The 13,583-nt window shown below is 59.4% G+C and carries 14 protein-coding genes; 2 read left to right on the top strand and 12 right to left on the bottom strand.

All coding sequences use genetic code 11. From position 1 onward, the window contains the following. Positions 1 to 128: 128 nt before the first annotated feature. Complete coding sequence (gene smrB / locus HFD97_RS09585; RefSeq protein ID WP_009088943.1) at positions 129 to 677, top strand: endonuclease SmrB; 549 nt, start codon at positions 129 to 131, stop codon at positions 675 to 677. Between the two features lie 28 nt (positions 678 to 705). Here smrB and sixA read toward each other — a convergent pair whose 3' ends face one another. The 4 genes from sixA to HFD97_RS09565 all read right to left on the bottom strand — a co-directional run bounded on the left by sixA (position 706) and on the right by HFD97_RS09565 (position 5,274). Continuing rightward, entirely contained in the window at positions 706 to 1,188 is a 483-nt protein-coding gene (gene sixA, locus HFD97_RS09580; RefSeq protein WP_009088942.1) for a phosphohistidine phosphatase SixA, read from the bottom strand. A 200-nt stretch (positions 1,189 to 1,388) separates the two neighbouring features. Then, positions 1,389 to 3,509 (bottom strand): fatty acid oxidation complex subunit alpha FadJ, encoded by a 2,121-nt coding sequence (fadJ, locus tag HFD97_RS09575; protein ID WP_167431382.1) that lies wholly within the window; start codon positions 3,507 to 3,509, stop codon positions 1,389 to 1,391. Then, positions 3,509 to 4,819, bottom strand: a complete 1,311-nt coding sequence (fadI, locus tag HFD97_RS09570; protein ID WP_167431381.1) for an acetyl-CoA C-acyltransferase FadI — start codon at positions 4,817 to 4,819, stop codon at positions 3,509 to 3,511. The genes fadJ and fadI overlap by 1 nt, the downstream gene beginning before the upstream one ends. Before the next feature lie 158 nt (positions 4,820 to 4,977). After that, positions 4,978 to 5,274, bottom strand: a complete 297-nt coding sequence (locus tag HFD97_RS09565; RefSeq protein ID WP_009088938.1) for a YfcZ/YiiS family protein — start codon at positions 5,272 to 5,274, stop codon at positions 4,978 to 4,980. Between the two features lie 358 nt (positions 5,275 to 5,632). On the opposite strand from HFD97_RS09565, the gene fadL reads away from it, so the two are divergent. Further along, positions 5,633 to 6,916: a long-chain fatty acid transporter FadL gene (gene fadL / locus HFD97_RS09560; RefSeq protein ID WP_046102298.1), complete on the top strand. Its 1,284-nt coding sequence runs from the start codon at positions 5,633 to 5,635 to the stop codon at positions 6,914 to 6,916. A gap of 93 nt (positions 6,917 to 7,009) precedes the next feature. On the opposite strand, the gene mlaA is transcribed toward fadL, so the two are convergent. From mlaA to HFD97_RS09520, 8 genes are all read right to left on the bottom strand, one after another. Then, entirely contained in the window at positions 7,010 to 7,774 is a 765-nt protein-coding gene (gene mlaA, locus HFD97_RS09555; RefSeq protein ID WP_140923029.1) for a phospholipid-binding lipoprotein MlaA, read from the bottom strand. 149 nt (positions 7,775 to 7,923) lie between these two features. After that, the gene (ccmI, locus tag HFD97_RS09550) at positions 7,924 to 9,135 is read right to left on the bottom strand and encodes a c-type cytochrome biogenesis protein CcmI (protein ID WP_167431380.1); all 1,212 of its coding nucleotides are present in this window, start codon (positions 9,133 to 9,135) and stop codon (positions 7,924 to 7,926) included. Next, positions 9,132 to 9,587 (bottom strand): cytochrome c-type biogenesis protein, encoded by a 456-nt coding sequence (locus tag HFD97_RS09545; protein ID WP_181405338.1) that lies wholly within the window; start codon positions 9,585 to 9,587, stop codon positions 9,132 to 9,134. The genes ccmI and HFD97_RS09545 overlap by 4 nt, the downstream gene beginning before the upstream one ends. Further along, positions 9,584 to 10,141 (bottom strand): DsbE family thiol:disulfide interchange protein, encoded by a 558-nt coding sequence (locus HFD97_RS09540; RefSeq protein ID WP_167431379.1) that lies wholly within the window; start codon positions 10,139 to 10,141, stop codon positions 9,584 to 9,586. Before HFD97_RS09540 ends, HFD97_RS09545 begins: the two co-directional genes overlap by 4 nt. Then, positions 10,138 to 12,096: a heme lyase CcmF/NrfE family subunit gene (locus HFD97_RS09535; protein WP_167431378.1), complete on the bottom strand. Its 1,959-nt coding sequence runs from the start codon at positions 12,094 to 12,096 to the stop codon at positions 10,138 to 10,140. The genes HFD97_RS09540 and HFD97_RS09535 overlap by 4 nt, the downstream gene beginning before the upstream one ends. After that, positions 12,093 to 12,578 (bottom strand): cytochrome c maturation protein CcmE, encoded by a 486-nt coding sequence (gene ccmE / locus HFD97_RS09530; RefSeq protein WP_009088922.1) that lies wholly within the window; start codon positions 12,576 to 12,578, stop codon positions 12,093 to 12,095. The genes HFD97_RS09535 and ccmE overlap by 4 nt, the downstream gene beginning before the upstream one ends. Next, complete coding sequence (gene ccmD / locus HFD97_RS09525; protein ID WP_009088921.1) at positions 12,575 to 12,808, bottom strand: heme exporter protein CcmD; 234 nt, start codon at positions 12,806 to 12,808, stop codon at positions 12,575 to 12,577. Before ccmD ends, ccmE begins: the two co-directional genes overlap by 4 nt. Continuing rightward, the gene (locus tag HFD97_RS09520; protein ID WP_058956857.1) at positions 12,805 to 13,545 is read right to left on the bottom strand and encodes a heme ABC transporter permease; all 741 of its coding nucleotides are present in this window, start codon (positions 13,543 to 13,545) and stop codon (positions 12,805 to 12,807) included. The genes ccmD and HFD97_RS09520 overlap by 4 nt, the downstream gene beginning before the upstream one ends. Positions 13,546 to 13,583 lie beyond the last annotated feature (38 nt).

Raw genomic sequence — 13,583 nt, 5'->3', positions numbered from 1 at the left:
CCGATAGTGTGCCATGAAGCCGGGGAGAATTCAGCGCAGCGAGGTGAAAAAGCTGACAATTAATGACACTTAACGGTAAGGTATCAGCTCTGCTGTGTGACAGCCTTTTCTGATAAGACTGACCTGCCATGAGTAAAAAAACACCGCTAAGCCCGGATGATGAGGCGCTGTTTCGCCAGTTAATGACGGGGACACGTCAGTTAAAACAGGACACTTATGTCCATAAAGCGCCGGTAAAAACCCGCGAGATTCCGGTAAAGCGTCTGCTTTCCGAGCAGGCGGACAACAGCCATTACTTTTCGGATGAGTTTCAGCCCCTGCTCTCGACCGAAGGGGCTACCCGTTACGTGCGCGCCGATGTCAGCCATTTTGAGTTGAAAAAACTGCGCCGGGGCGACTATACCCCGGAGATTTTTCTCGACCTGCACGGCTTAACGCAGATGCAGGCCAAGCAGGAGCTGGGCGCACTGATCGCCGCCTGCCGCCGTGAACATCTGTTCTGCGCCAGCGTCATGACCGGACATGGAAAACATATTCTGAAGCAGCAGACGCCGCTGTGGCTGGCCCAGCATCCGTGGGTCATGGCGTTTCATCAGGCGCCGAAAATGTTCGGCGGTGATGCTGCGCTGCTGGTGCTGATTGAGATTGAGGAGTGGCAACCGCCTGAGTTGCCCTGACAGGGCCGGTGTCATCGGCCCCTCGTCGTCAGATGGCTTTCGCCAGCTTCTTCGGACTGACCTGCCACAGCAGTTTACCGGCACTCTCTGCCGGATCGAACTCGACGCAGGCAATGGCGGAAGTGGCAAACATCGGTGGGGTTTCCTGCGGGCAGAGTTCGGAAACCAGGTAGCCCACCAGGGGCAGATGGGAGATGACCAGCGCCGATTTCACCCCTTCGTTCGCCAGCGCCTGCAGATAGCAGCCGACCAGACCCGGATCGCCACCCGGCGTTAACTCCGGTAACACGTCCTGGCCTTCCGGCAGGGGATAGGCTTCACGCACGGTGGCGAGCGTCTGCTGCGCGCGTAAATAGGGACTGACCAGGACACGCTCGATGTCCGGCGTCTGGCTGTTAAGCCAGTGGGCCATCTGACGCGATTCATCACAGCCACATAAGGTTAAAGGCCTGACTGAATCACTTGCTGCTTCCAGAGCCGCATCGCCGTGACGCATGATAAAAACTTGCATAAAGCACCGCTGTTGTTTGTCGATATCGCCCGACGCGACGCGTCAGACTCTTCACTCTGCGAATGAACGCTGTGTTTTACCTTAATGGCTTCAGTATAGTCAACCGGTTGTTTATTAAATAAGCACTTCTCAGATTCATGCTGCGCCGCACACGCGGGCGGCGCTTTTCTAACCCGCTGAATCGGAGCCGTTATTCCATTTCACAGAGAAATGTAAAATTTCGTCTGTTCCGCAGCCGCCTGAATCAGCGCCTCACAGGGGGCAAATCGTTCACCGTGCTGCTGCGCGAGACGGTTCAGCCGGCTGACCATTTCCGCCGCGCCCAGTTTATCCATGTAGTGGAACGGCCCGCCCAGGAAAGGCGGAAAACCGATGCCAAACACCGCCCCCACATCGCCGTCCCGGGCGCTGCGAATCACCTGCTCATCGAGACAACGGGCGGCCTCATTCAGCATCATCATCACACAGCGTTCTGCAATCTGTGCCCCACTCTGCCGGGCCTGCGGCGTGACCTTCAGCAGGCTGTAAAGCGAGGCGTCCGGTTTTTTACGCTGCCAGCGCGGCAGGTCATAACGATAGAAGCCTCGGCCATTTTTACGGCCCTTACGGCCATCCCTGATCACCGCATCAAACGCGGCGGGTGCGGCAAAGCGTTCACCATAGGCCTGATGCAGGATGGGGCTGATTTTGCTGCCGACATCAATGCCCACCTCATCGAGCAGCTGAAGCGGACCAACCGGAAAACCAAACTTCACCAGCGCCCGGTCGATGTGCTCAATCGGCTCCCCCTCCAGCAGACAGCGCATCGCTTCATTTATATAGGGGGTCAGGATGCGGTTGACATAGAAACCCGGCTTGTCTGCAACGACGATCGGCGTCTTGCCCTGACTGCGCGCCAGTGCCACAACGGTAACCAGCGTCGTGGCCGAAGTATTCAGATGCGGGATCACCTCCACCAGCGGCATTTTTTCCACCGGACTGAAATAGTGCAGCCCGATGACATTCTCAGGACGCTGCGCCCCGGCGGCGATATCCGCAATCGGCAGCGAAGAGGTGTTGGAAGCAAACAGGGTATGCGGCTGACAGTGTGCCTCGACGTCGTGCACCATCTGCTGCTTCAGGGCAAGATCTTCGAACACCGCTTCGATCACCACGTCGCGCTGCGAGAATCCCTGGTAATCGATGCCACCTGTGATGCGCGCCATCTGCTGCTGGCGCGCTGCCGGGGTCAGCTGACGACGCCGGACCTTTTTGCTGAGCAGGTCCCAGCTGGTTTTCAGCGCATGGCTGACGCCTTCCAGGCTGATATCTTTGATGCGCACCGGCAACCCGGCGTTGATCGCGGTGACGCTGGCAATGCCGCCGCCCATCAGCCCGCCGCCCAGCACCGCAACACGCTTCACGGTCGCAGGTTCAGCTTCACCGCCCCGCTCCTTTTTCATCGCCGTGGTGGCAAAGAAGAGTCCGCGCAGCGCAACGGACTCCGGCGTCATCGCCAGTTCGCCAAAGGCGCGCGCCTCCGCATCATGGCCGGCGCGGCTGCCCTGCTCCAGCCCGATGCGCACCACCTCAATCAGCCGTCTGGCGGCCGGATAGTTATCCTGCGTTTTCGCCGCGGTCTGGCGTGTCGCCAGCGCAAACAGCGCCTGGCGGGCGACCGGGCCATGCAGCAGCCGATCGCGCAGCGGCAGGACGCGTCCGCTGACCTTGCCCTTTTTCACCCGCGCAATCGCGGTCTCCAGCAGGATCGGGCGGGGAACCGCATCATCGACGACGCCGAGCTTTCGCGCCTGCTTCGCGCGCAGACTTTTGCCGGTCAGCATCAGCGGCAGCGCCTGCTGAACGCCGATTAAACGCGGCAGTCGCTGCGTCCCGCCAGAGCCAGGCAGCAAGCCGAGCTGTATTTCCGGCAAGCCGAGGCGAGTTTTATCATCCAGCGAGCAGATGCGCGCATCGCAGGCCAGCGCCAGCTCCAGCCCACCGCCCAGACAGGCCCCGTGAATGGCCGCCACCACCGGAAAAGGCAGCGCGTCGATCATCGCCATCACTTCCTGGCCCTGCTTCGCCAGCGCTTCAGCTTCCTGCGCACTCTGGCAGCGGTCAATCATGCTGATGTCCGCGCCCGCGATAAAATTGTTCGTTTTGCCGGAGATCAGGACCAGTCCCGCCAGCTGCGGATCGCGTCGCGCTTCCGCAATGATGGCGGCAATCTGGCCAGCAAATTCCGCTTTCAGGGTGTTCATCTTCTCGCCAGGGACATCAATCGTGATAATGCCGACGTGATCCTGTCGCATCGTCAGCTGAAAGGCATTCTGCTCCATTATTCGGCCTCCAGAACCATTGCCGCACCCAGACCACCCGCCGCGCAGGCGGTGACCAGTCCCAGCCCGCCACCACGGCGGCGCAGTTCATTAAGCGTCTGGGTAATCATACGCGCGCCCGTGGCGGCAAAAGGATGGCCATAGGCGATGGAACCGCCCAGCACGTTGAAACGCTCTTCGTTGACCTCGCCCAGCGCATGCGGCCGGTTCAGCACCTCACGGGCGAAACGTTCGTCACGAAACAGCTGCAGATTGCTCAGCGTCTGGGCCGCGAACGCCTCATGCATATCTATCAGCGTCAGATTGGCCAGGCTCACCCCGGCACGATCCAGCGCCAGCGGCGAAGCATAGGCTGGTCCCAGCAGCATGTCCTGCTGGACATCAATGGCGGTAAACGCGTAGCTGCGCAGGTAGCCCAGCGGCGTGACGCCCAGTTCCCTGGCGCGCCCTTCCCGCATCAGAATGACGGCTGCCGCGCCATCCGTCAGCGGCGTGCTGTTGGCGGCGGTAACGCTGCCGTGCTGGCGGTCAAAGGCGGGACGCAGTCGGGCGTAATCCTCTGCTTTAGCGTTCATCCGCACGTTATTGTCCTGATCGATTGCGGTTTTCCACGGCGGTACAAAGGCTGCCATGACTTCCTGGTTCAGTACCCCGGATTGCCAGGCTCTGGCGGCATGCTGATGGGAGCGGAGCGCCAGCGCATCCTGAGCCTCACGGGTGATACCGTAGCTTTTCGCCATCTGCTCGGCCGTGTCCCCCATCCGCAGGCCGGTCGAGTACTCCGCCACCGCAGGCGGCACCGGCAGCAGATCGCGCGGACGCAGCCGTTTAAGGATATGCAGTTTCTGCCCCAGACTGCGGGCCTTGTTGAGATCCACCAGCGCGCGGGCCAGCGTTTTAGTGACCCCAATCGGCAGCACTGATGAGGAGTCTGCCCCGCCAGCAATAGCAGCAGAAACCGTACCCGCCATCAGGCTCTCTGCCACATTCGCCACCGCCTGAAAACTGGTGGCGCAGGCACGACTGACGCTGTAGGCGTCGGTATTCACATTCAGCCCGCTGCTTAAGACAATTTCACGCGCAATGTTTGGCGCTTCCGGCATCTGTACCACCTGACCAAATACCAGCAGCTCAATCACGTCTGCCGGTAACTCACTGCGCACCATTAATTCGCTGACCACCATCCGTCCCAGCTCGATGGCGGGAATGCCATGAAAGCCGGTCGCCTGGCGTAAGAAAGGGGTTCGTAACCCGTGGGTAATTGCGATGCGTTCGCCATCACGCGTCAGCAGCGGCTGCGCTTTGCTCATTGTTCTCACCTGTAGCCGGGACTGTGGCATCATTGCCTGAAGAGGTCTGACCTGATCAGTGTTAACCACAAGCGGGTGAGCCGCCAATAGCAGAAAGGAAAAAGTGCGAAGGGAAACACGAAATTGAAAAACGCCGCGCTGAGGCGGCGTAAGAGGCGTTAACGCAGGCCGAGCTGGAAAATCAGGGTTTCAGCCTGGCAGCTGAAGGTGAAATCGATATCCAGCTGCACGCCCTGATCGACATCGCTGAACCGGACGTCAATCACACAGGGTTCCGATTCCACCTGACGGGCACGCTCAGTCAGCCGGGCGGCTTTGGCTTCCGCATCCTGTCGCTGCGGAAACCACTCTGACCAGCTGGCGGTGCAGTCGGTATTATCCATTACGGTGCCGACATCAACGCAGCAGCAGGCAGCGGTTTCGGTCGCACTGCATTTTTTAATGGCATCAGTCATCTTTATCTCCTGCCCCGGCTTCGGGTGAGTTAAGCGATTTTATGGCCGGAATTTTACCCGCTTGCGATAAGATGCGCCACGCGACTATGGCTAAGTGACGAATATCACAATAAAAATTGATCCAGAACAAACTGGAATCGGTATGCTGTCTTCATCAGGGTGCTTTTTGTTATGCAGATCGAATTTTAAGCGATCAACTCTGAAATATTTTAAAAACAATATTGCAACTTGCACACAGGTCGGACCTATACTCTCCGCACTGGTCTGATATGTGCGTTTACCGTCAGTCCCTACAATCCGCCGTCCTTTGTTACGCGACGTTATAGCGTTAAATAATAATTCACATGAGGTTGTGGTCATGAACCATAAGAACCTGTTCGCAAAGTCAGCCGTGGCGGCTGCAGTGGCGCTTGTCTCTTCACACGTTTACGCAGCTGGGTTTCAGTTAAATGAGTTCTCTACGATTGGTTTAGGTCGCGCCTACTCAGGCGAAGGGGCAATGGGCGATACGGCGGCATCCGCCAGCCGTAACCCGGCAACGATGGCGTTAATGGATCGCCCGGAGTTTTCCATCGGTGCGGTTTATATTGACCCGGATGTGGATATCACGGGCCGCAGTCCGACGGGTCGCAGCCTGGATGCCAGCAATATCGCCCCGAATCAGTGGATACCCAATATTCATTACGTTCAGCCCATCAACGATCAGTGGTGGATTGGCGCATCGGCAACCTCCAACTATGGCTTAGCAACAGAGTTTAATAATGGTTACACCGCTGGCGGCTACGGCGGTAAAACGGACCTGATGACCGGCAATTTAAACCTCAGCACCGCTTACCGGTTTAATGAGCACTTCAGCGTGGGCGTCGGTTTTGATGCGGTTTATGCTAAAGCGAAAATTGAACGCTATGCCGGTGAATCAGGCGCGAGACTCGGCGTGCCGGCTGATACGCAGGTTGCCCATCTGAAAGGCGACGAGTGGGGCTACGGCTGGAATGCCGGTATCCTGTATGAAGTGGATGAAAATAACCGCTTCGGCTTCAGCTATCGTTCAGAGGTGAAGATCGACTTTGATGGCGATTACAAAAGTAATCTGTCCTCCCGTCTGAATGCGGTCAACAACCCGGAAGTGTCAGGCGTGCCTTTTGGTACCAACGGCACGACGGTTCCGGGCGCGTTAACCCTGAATCTGCCGGAGATGTGGGAAGTGTCGGGCTGGCATAAAGTGGCTCCGCAGTGGGCGGTTCACTACAGCATGGCCTATACCAGCTGGAGTCAGTTCCAGGAGCTGAAAGCCACCGGTTCTCAGGGCCAGACGCTGTTCTATAAAGATGAAAGCTTCCACGATGCCTACCGTATCGCGCTGGGCACCACCTATTTCTACGACAGCAACTGGACGTTCCGCACCGGTATCGCATTTGATGACAGCCCGGTCCCAGCCGATAAACGCTCTATCTCCATCCCGGATCAGGATCGTTTATGGCTGAGTGCGGGTACCTCGTACGCCTTCAATGATAACGCCTCGGTCGATCTGGGCATCTCCTATATGCATGGGCAGAAAGTGACGGTGAAAGAAGGTCCTTATACCTTTAACTCAGAAGGCAAGGCCTGGCTTTACGGCGCGAACTTTAACTACAAGTTCTGACCGGATAGCACAATTAAAAAGGGCGACTCAACTGAGTCGCCCTTTTTTGTCGCCCTGAATCGCATGCTGGCTCAGGGAGCCTGCGTCCTGCGTTTACTGCGCGTCGATATCCTTCAGGTCATCCTGAATCGCAGCGGCGTTTGGATTCTCTTCCGGCTTGAGTTTGCCGCCACGCGCCAGGAAGTCGTGACGCTGGAAGTAGGCGTTACGGATAAAGGCGTACGGATCGCTCTGCTGCTTCAGGATCGCATCGGAATCCAGCAGTTGCGCGCGGGTCTCAATCCCCTCCAGCGTCCACTTACCAATCGACATCGGCCAGGTCAGCCAGCCGAGGATCGGATAGAGGGTATCAACGTAGTCACCACCATCCTGCCGTATAGTGAAGCTGCCGTAAGCCGGCAGCTCAACGTAAGGACCATAGCCGACACCATAGTGGCCCAGCGTGGTGCCGAAACGGTGCGGCTGTTCACGCGCCAGTTCCGGATTGGCTTTACCGGCGACGTCAATGAAACCACCCAGACCCAGCACACTGTTCAGGAAGAAACGGGTGAAGTGGATACCCGCATCGCGTCCGTCACCGACCAGAATGGCGTTAACCATGCTGGCGGGCTCTTCCAGGTTGCCGAGGAAATTGCTCAGGCCGGTTCGTGCAGGCACCGGCACGTAGTCGCGCCAGGCGACAGCGACCGGACGCAGCACGTAGGGATCCAGCACATTGTAGTTAAAGTTAAACATCGTGCGGTTAAAGCCTTCGAACGGATCGCTGCGCTGCGCAGGATCGCTATTTGCCGGCTTTGAACTGGCACAACCTACCAGAAGGACGCTGGCCACAGCCAGGCTGGTCAGGCGATAATTCATTCCAATCTCCCTGTGCGGATGAAAAAGGGCTACCCATCGTTCAGGCACAGCCCGGCGTCGAATCGGCTTACCCGATGAGCATAGCTGACTTTATGCCAGAGGCAGCAGGCAATGGCACGCAGCGACCTGAACAGGATCGTTGATGACGTTCAGGGAAGCTGCTGATTAATCTCTACCGCGATCGGCTGATGACCATCCCAGGGCGTCACGGCGCTTTCACCCAGCCAGTCACCCGGCTGCGGGGTGGCGCTGCCGTCGCGGGAGATACGTACCCGAACCGCGACCTGATGCTGCGCCGACAGCAGGCGATCCGACATCATGGCATTGCTGTCATCCAGCGTCAGCGACAGCGGGAAGTGGCTCAGCGGCATGCGCTTCACCGCCACCGGCACCGGTGACGTCCCGTCAGAAACCGAAATATACAACACTCCGTCCTGCGGTAACATTTTTTCTGCCTGCGGGGTCAGCCGCACGGTCAGCGCCAGCTGACGGCTCTGCTCTCCGGCATCACTTCTCGCCTGCTCAATGCTGCGGGCGATCATCGCGCGTCGTGTGTCACCGGCAGGCAGCACGTTCAGCAGGGCCTGCCAGGACTCAATCGCCTGATCGTACTGCTGCTGGCCGTAGGCGTTAAACGCCATCAGGCCAAGCGTACGCGGATTTTGCGGCTCCGCTTTCAGCAGGGCGCGCAGCAGCAGTGACGCCTGACGGTTATCCTGCGGATCGGGAGAGCGCGTCAGCACCTCTGCATAATCCTGCTTCAGCGTCATATCGTTGGGTGAGAGCTGTAAAGCATGCTCAAACGCCTGACTGGCGATATCAGCCTGATTCAGCACCATGCCAAGCCGCCCCAGCATGGTCCAGTCGGCCAGATTATCCGGTTCCGTTTGCAGGGCGGTACGCAATCCGAGCTCTAAACGTGCCAGTTCCTCCATGCTGAGCGGTCTGGCGCCGGGGTCCATCAGCCGCGCACGCAGCGCAGGGTACGCCTGCTGCACCTGCATCCAGCCGGTGTACTGCGTCAGGCCGCCGGTTTTCAGATAGGTTCCCAGCGACACCCCAATCAGCACGAGCAGGCCCGGCAGCAAAATCCAGCGGCTGCTGCTGTGGGACGGGAGGCTCTGCGCCGGCGGAATATCGGCCAGCAGCGTCTGCTGTAACTCGCGCTCCATTACTGGGCGCTCAGCAACAACGCCCTGCTCTTCATCCTGTGCCAGCTCATCGATCCGCTGATGGTAAAAGCGCTGATTGAGGCGATCGCGGTCGCCCGGGCTGGCCTGACGCTGCCGCCAGCCTGCGGCCAGGAACAGCGTGCACGCCGCCAGCAGTAACAGAAAAAGGGTAATCCAGAATGCACTCATGACGGCTTCCTGTCTGACTTCAGTAAGGCATCGAGACGCTGTTGCTCAGCGTCATCCAGCGCACTGTGGGTGTGACGCCGACGGCTGCGCAGAATAATCACCGCGCCACCCAGCAGCACAAACAGCGCCGGGCCAGCCCACAGGATCAGCGTTGACGGGGTCAGTGGTGGCGAATAAGAGACGAAGTTGCCGTAGCGCGCCACCATATAATCAATGATCTGCTGGCGGCTCTGCCCCTGCTTCATCAGCTCATAAACTTTCAGCCGCATATCGGCGGCAATCATGGCATTCGAGTCGGCGATGCTGTTGTTCTGACATTTCGGACAGCGCAGTGATGCGGTGAGGTCACGGTATTGCGCCTCCTGAGCCGGAGAGTCAAATTGCAGTGTGTCGATGGTCGCCCACAGATTGATGCTGAACAGCAGGCCACAGATCAGTAACAGCGATCTCATGATCCCGCCTCCGCACTGTATTTCATCCACAACGGTCTCACTTCCTGCTCCCAGACGCGCGCGTTGAGATCGCCGGCGTGGCGATAGCGGATAATCCCTTTACCGTCGATCAGAAAAGTTTCCGGTGCGCCATAGACGCCGAGGTCGAGTCCCAGCATGCCGCTGCCATCGTAGAGACTCAGGGCGTAGGGATTACCCAGCGTGTTCAGCCAGTTAACCGCCTTATGGCGATCGTCTTTATAGTTCAGGCCGACCACCCGAATGCCCTGCTCCGCCAGCGTATTCAGATAGTGATGTTCGGCGCGGCAGGTCGGACACCAGGTTGCCCAGACGTTCAGCAGTATCGGCCTGCCATCGGTCAGCACGCGCTGGTCGTAGATTTTGCCGGGCTGGTCGAGCGCTTCCAGCCGGAACAGCGGCACCGGTTTACCGATGAGCGCCGACTCAAGACGGGTCGGATCGTCGCCATCCGCATTGCGGGTCAGCTGCCACAGCAGCGCCGCTGCCAGCAGCAGAAACAGCACCAGCGGGATAAACAGGATTTTCTTGTTCATGCGCGCTCCTCACGTGCGGCTTTTTTGCGCGAGCGATAGCGGGGATCCCACAGGCAGAACAGGCCCCCCAGCGCCATCAGTACGCCGCCAGCCCAGATCCAGCGGACAAAGGGTTTGTAGTAGATACGCACCGCCCAGCCGCCATCCTCCAGCTCCTCGCCCAGCGCTGCATAGAGATCGCGGCTGAACCCCCCATCAATCGCCGCTTCGGTCATCATGGTTCGGGCCGCGGTATAGAAGCGTTTTTCCGCCTGCAGCGTCGCTTCCGGTTTCCCGCTGCGCGTGACATCGATAATCCCCATGCCCCCGCTGTAGTTAGGCCCCTGCAGGTTCTGCACGCCGCGGAAGACAAAGTGATAGTGATGGATGTCCACGCTATCCCCCGCCCGCATCCGCACGTCGCGCTCCACGCTGTACTGCGTGCTGAAGGCGATACCGATCACCGTGACCCCGACGCCAAGGTGACCCAGCACCATGCCCCAGTGGCTACGGGAGAGGTGACGCAGCCCGGTCAGAAACGGATGGCGATGCGTGGCGCGTTCGTGCAGTTCCAGCAGCGTCAGCACAATGATCCAGAGGGACATCAGTAAGCCCACCACGGTCATCGCCGCAATGCGATCCTGCAGCCACCAGGGAATCATCATCGAACAGGCCAGGGTAACGAGCAGCGCCAGGGCCAGCCGTTTGGCCAGTTTCTGCGGTTCATCGCGCCGCCAGCGTACCAGCGGCCCGATCCCCATCAGCAGCGCAAACGGCGCCATCAGCCAGCTGAACATCGTATTGAAGAACGGCTCACCCACCGAAATGCTGCCCAGTCCCAGCTGCTTGTGCACCAGCGGCAACAGCGTGCCGAGCAGTACCACCAGCATGGCCGCAATCAGCAGCACATTGTTGCCCAGCAGAAAGGATTCCCGTGACCAGGTTTCGTTCTGTACCCGGCTCCGCACCTGCCCCCCTTTGATCGCATAGAGCAGCAGCGAACTGCCGATGACAATCACCAGAAACGCGAGGATAAACATGCCGCGCGCCGGATCGGAAGCGAACGAGTGGACCGACACCAGCACGCCGGAGCGCACCAGGAACGTACCGAGCAGGCTGAGCGAAAAGGCGGTGATCGCCAGCAGCACGGTCCAGGCCTTAAAGGTGCCACGCTTTTCGGTGACGGCCAGCGAGTGGATCAGCGCCGTGCCCGCCAGCCACGGCATGAACGAGGCGTTCTCTACCGGATCCCAGAACCACCAGCCGCCCCAGCCCAGTTCGTAATAGGCCCAGGCCGAGCCCAGCACAATCCCGATAGTCAGGAAGACCCAGGCCGCGGTGGTCCAGGGACGCGACCAGCGCGCCCACGCGGTATCGAGCCGTCCGGCCATCAGCGAAGCGATGGCAAACGCAAAGGCCACTGAGAATCCGACATAACCCATGTAGAGCAGCGGCGGATGGAAGATCAGGCCGATATCCTGCAGCATCGGGTTCAGGTCGTGCCCGTCTACGGGGAAGTCGGGCAGCGTGCGGGCAAACGGATTCGACGTCAGCAGGATAAACAGCAGGAAGCCGAGATTGATCATCCCCATGACCGCCAGTACACGCGCCAGCGCGTCCTGTGGCATACCGCGACTGAAGATCGCCACGGCTAAGGTCCAGGTGCTGAGCAGCAACACCCACAGCAGAAGCGATCCCTCATGCGCGCCCCAGGTGGCGGCAATGCGGTAGTAGACCGGCAGCAGGCTGTTGGAGTTGGTGACAACATAGGCCACGGTAAAATCGTTGCAGATAAAAGCCCAGACCAGCAGCATAAAGGCCGCAGCGATGCAGACAAACAGCCCACAGGCCAGCGGGCGCGCCATCGCCATCAGCCGCGCATCCTGACGAATTGCGCCCCAGAGCGGATAGCTGCTGAGCAGCAGCGCCAGCCCCAGCGCCAGACAAAGCAGAAAAGTCCCGGTTTCCGGCATCATGATGATTTATTTCCCGCCTGATACTGTGACTGCGGGCCATTGTGATTGCTCTTCATCGCGTCTTCTATCTCCGGCGGCGTATATTTCTCATCGTGTTTGGCCAGCACTTCTCTGGCAACGATCTGGTTACCGTCCGCCAGCACGCCCTGCGCCACGACGCCCTGCCCTTCCCGGAACAGATCCGGCAGGATGCCTTCAAAACTGACGCTGACGACGCCGCGCGCATCATAAAGTTTGAACGTTACCGCCAGGCTGTTCGGGTCCCGGTGCACGCTGCCGGGCATCACCATGCCACCGACGCGCAGCCGCTGGCCCGCCTCCGGCTTCTCATGCGCCTCGCCTTTGCCATAGAGGATTTCACCCGGGGTATAAAACAGATCGATGTTTGAGCGCAGCGCATACATCACCAGCGCGGTGGCCAGGCCCAAACCAAGCAGAATCGCAACGGCCGCACAGAGGCGATTGCGTCGACGGCTATTCACACACTCTCTCCTGCCGCTTCAGCCGCGGCTTTTCTGGATTTAGCTGCCCGGATGCGACGTTCACGCGCATCACGCTGGCGGATCTCCGCCAGCAGGCGGCGGCGCAGTAACAGGGTATGCAGCGTCAGTCCCGCCAGCGGAAGCAGCGTACAGGCCACCGCCAGCCAGACGTAAAAGGCGTAGCCGCCCATGGCAAAAAAGGCGTGCCAGGAGGAAAAGGCCGGCGTCATTTCTGCTCTCCCCGTTTTGCGACGTCAAGAGCCCAGGGGCGATGGCGTTCCGTTAACAGAATCAGGTTGCGCAGCCGCATCAGCGTCAGCGTGATAAACAGCAGCAAATAACCGAGGATGGCCCAGCGCAGCGGCGTTCGCATCACCGGCGCAATCGCCTGCTGAAGGATGCCGGACGAGCCCTGATGCAGGGTATTCCACCACTGCACCGAGAAGTGGATGATGGGCAGGTTGACCACGCCGACCAGAATCAGGACGCCGGCGGCCCGGCCTGCGGTGCGGCGGTCATCGAACGCGTGCCAGAGTGCAATCACGCCCATATAGAGGAAAAGTAACACCAGCTCCGAGGTGAGGCGTGCATCCCAGATCCACCAGGTTCCCCACATCGGTTTGCCCCACGCGGAACCGGTGACCAGCGCAATAAAGGTAAAGACCGCGCCTACGGGTGCCATGGCGGCGGAAACCAGATCGGCCATTTTCATCTGCCACACCAGACCGGTAAACGCCGCGACGGCCATGGCGGCATAGATGCCCATCGACCACATGGCAGCGGGCACATGGATATACATGATGCGAAAACTGTCACCCTGCTGATAGTCAGCGGGAGCAAATCCAAATCCCCAGATCCAGCCCAGCAGCAACGTCGCCACGCCTGCTATCGCAAACCAGGGCACCAGGCGCCCCGAAAGCTGATAGAGCCGTTCGGGCCGGGCCAGCTGATGTAACGCTTTCCACATATCAAATGCTCACATTAACGATAAAAAAGGCCGCGTCT

The sequence above is a fragment of the Pantoea sp. EKM103V genome (assembly GCF_011800365.1).
In the GTDB taxonomy this organism is placed as follows: domain Bacteria; phylum Pseudomonadota; class Gammaproteobacteria; order Enterobacterales; family Enterobacteriaceae; genus Pantoea; species Pantoea anthophila.
Note: the sequence above shows the minus strand (reverse complement) of the source record. Positions and strands in the feature narration are given on the sequence as shown.

Bases quoted from the DNA above. Each gene is read 5' to 3' on its own strand.
- smrB (WP_009088943.1), top strand. From the start codon at position 129: ATGAGTAAAAAAACACCGCTAAGCCCGGATGATGAGGCGCTGTTTCGC.
- sixA (WP_009088942.1), bottom strand. From the start codon at position 1,188: ATGCAAGTTTTTATCATGCGTCACGGCGATGCGGCTCTGGAAGCAGCA.
- fadJ (WP_167431382.1), bottom strand. From the start codon at position 3,509: ATGGAGCAGAATGCCTTTCAGCTGACGATGCGACAGGATCACGTCGGC.
- fadI (WP_167431381.1), bottom strand. From the start codon at position 4,819: ATGAGCAAAGCGCAGCCGCTGCTGACGCGTGATGGCGAACGCATCGCA.
- HFD97_RS09565 (WP_009088938.1), bottom strand. From the start codon at position 5,274: ATGACTGATGCCATTAAAAAATGCAGTGCGACCGAAACCGCTGCCTGC.
- fadL (WP_046102298.1), top strand. From the start codon at position 5,633: ATGAACCATAAGAACCTGTTCGCAAAGTCAGCCGTGGCGGCTGCAGTG.
- mlaA (WP_140923029.1), bottom strand. From the start codon at position 7,774: ATGAATTATCGCCTGACCAGCCTGGCTGTGGCCAGCGTCCTTCTGGTA.
- ccmI (WP_167431380.1), bottom strand. From the start codon at position 9,135: ATGAGTGCATTCTGGATTACCCTTTTTCTGTTACTGCTGGCGGCGTGC.
- HFD97_RS09545 (WP_181405338.1), bottom strand. From the start codon at position 9,587: ATGAGATCGCTGTTACTGATCTGTGGCCTGCTGTTCAGCATCAATCTG.
- HFD97_RS09540 (WP_167431379.1), bottom strand. From the start codon at position 10,141: ATGAACAAGAAAATCCTGTTTATCCCGCTGGTGCTGTTTCTGCTGCTG.
- HFD97_RS09535 (WP_167431378.1), bottom strand. From the start codon at position 12,096: ATGATGCCGGAAACCGGGACTTTTCTGCTTTGTCTGGCGCTGGGGCTG.
- ccmD (WP_009088921.1), bottom strand. From the start codon at position 12,808: ATGACGCCGGCCTTTTCCTCCTGGCACGCCTTTTTTGCCATGGGCGGC.
- HFD97_RS09520 (WP_058956857.1), bottom strand. From the start codon at position 13,545: ATGTGGAAAGCGTTACATCAGCTGGCCCGGCCCGAACGGCTCTATCAG.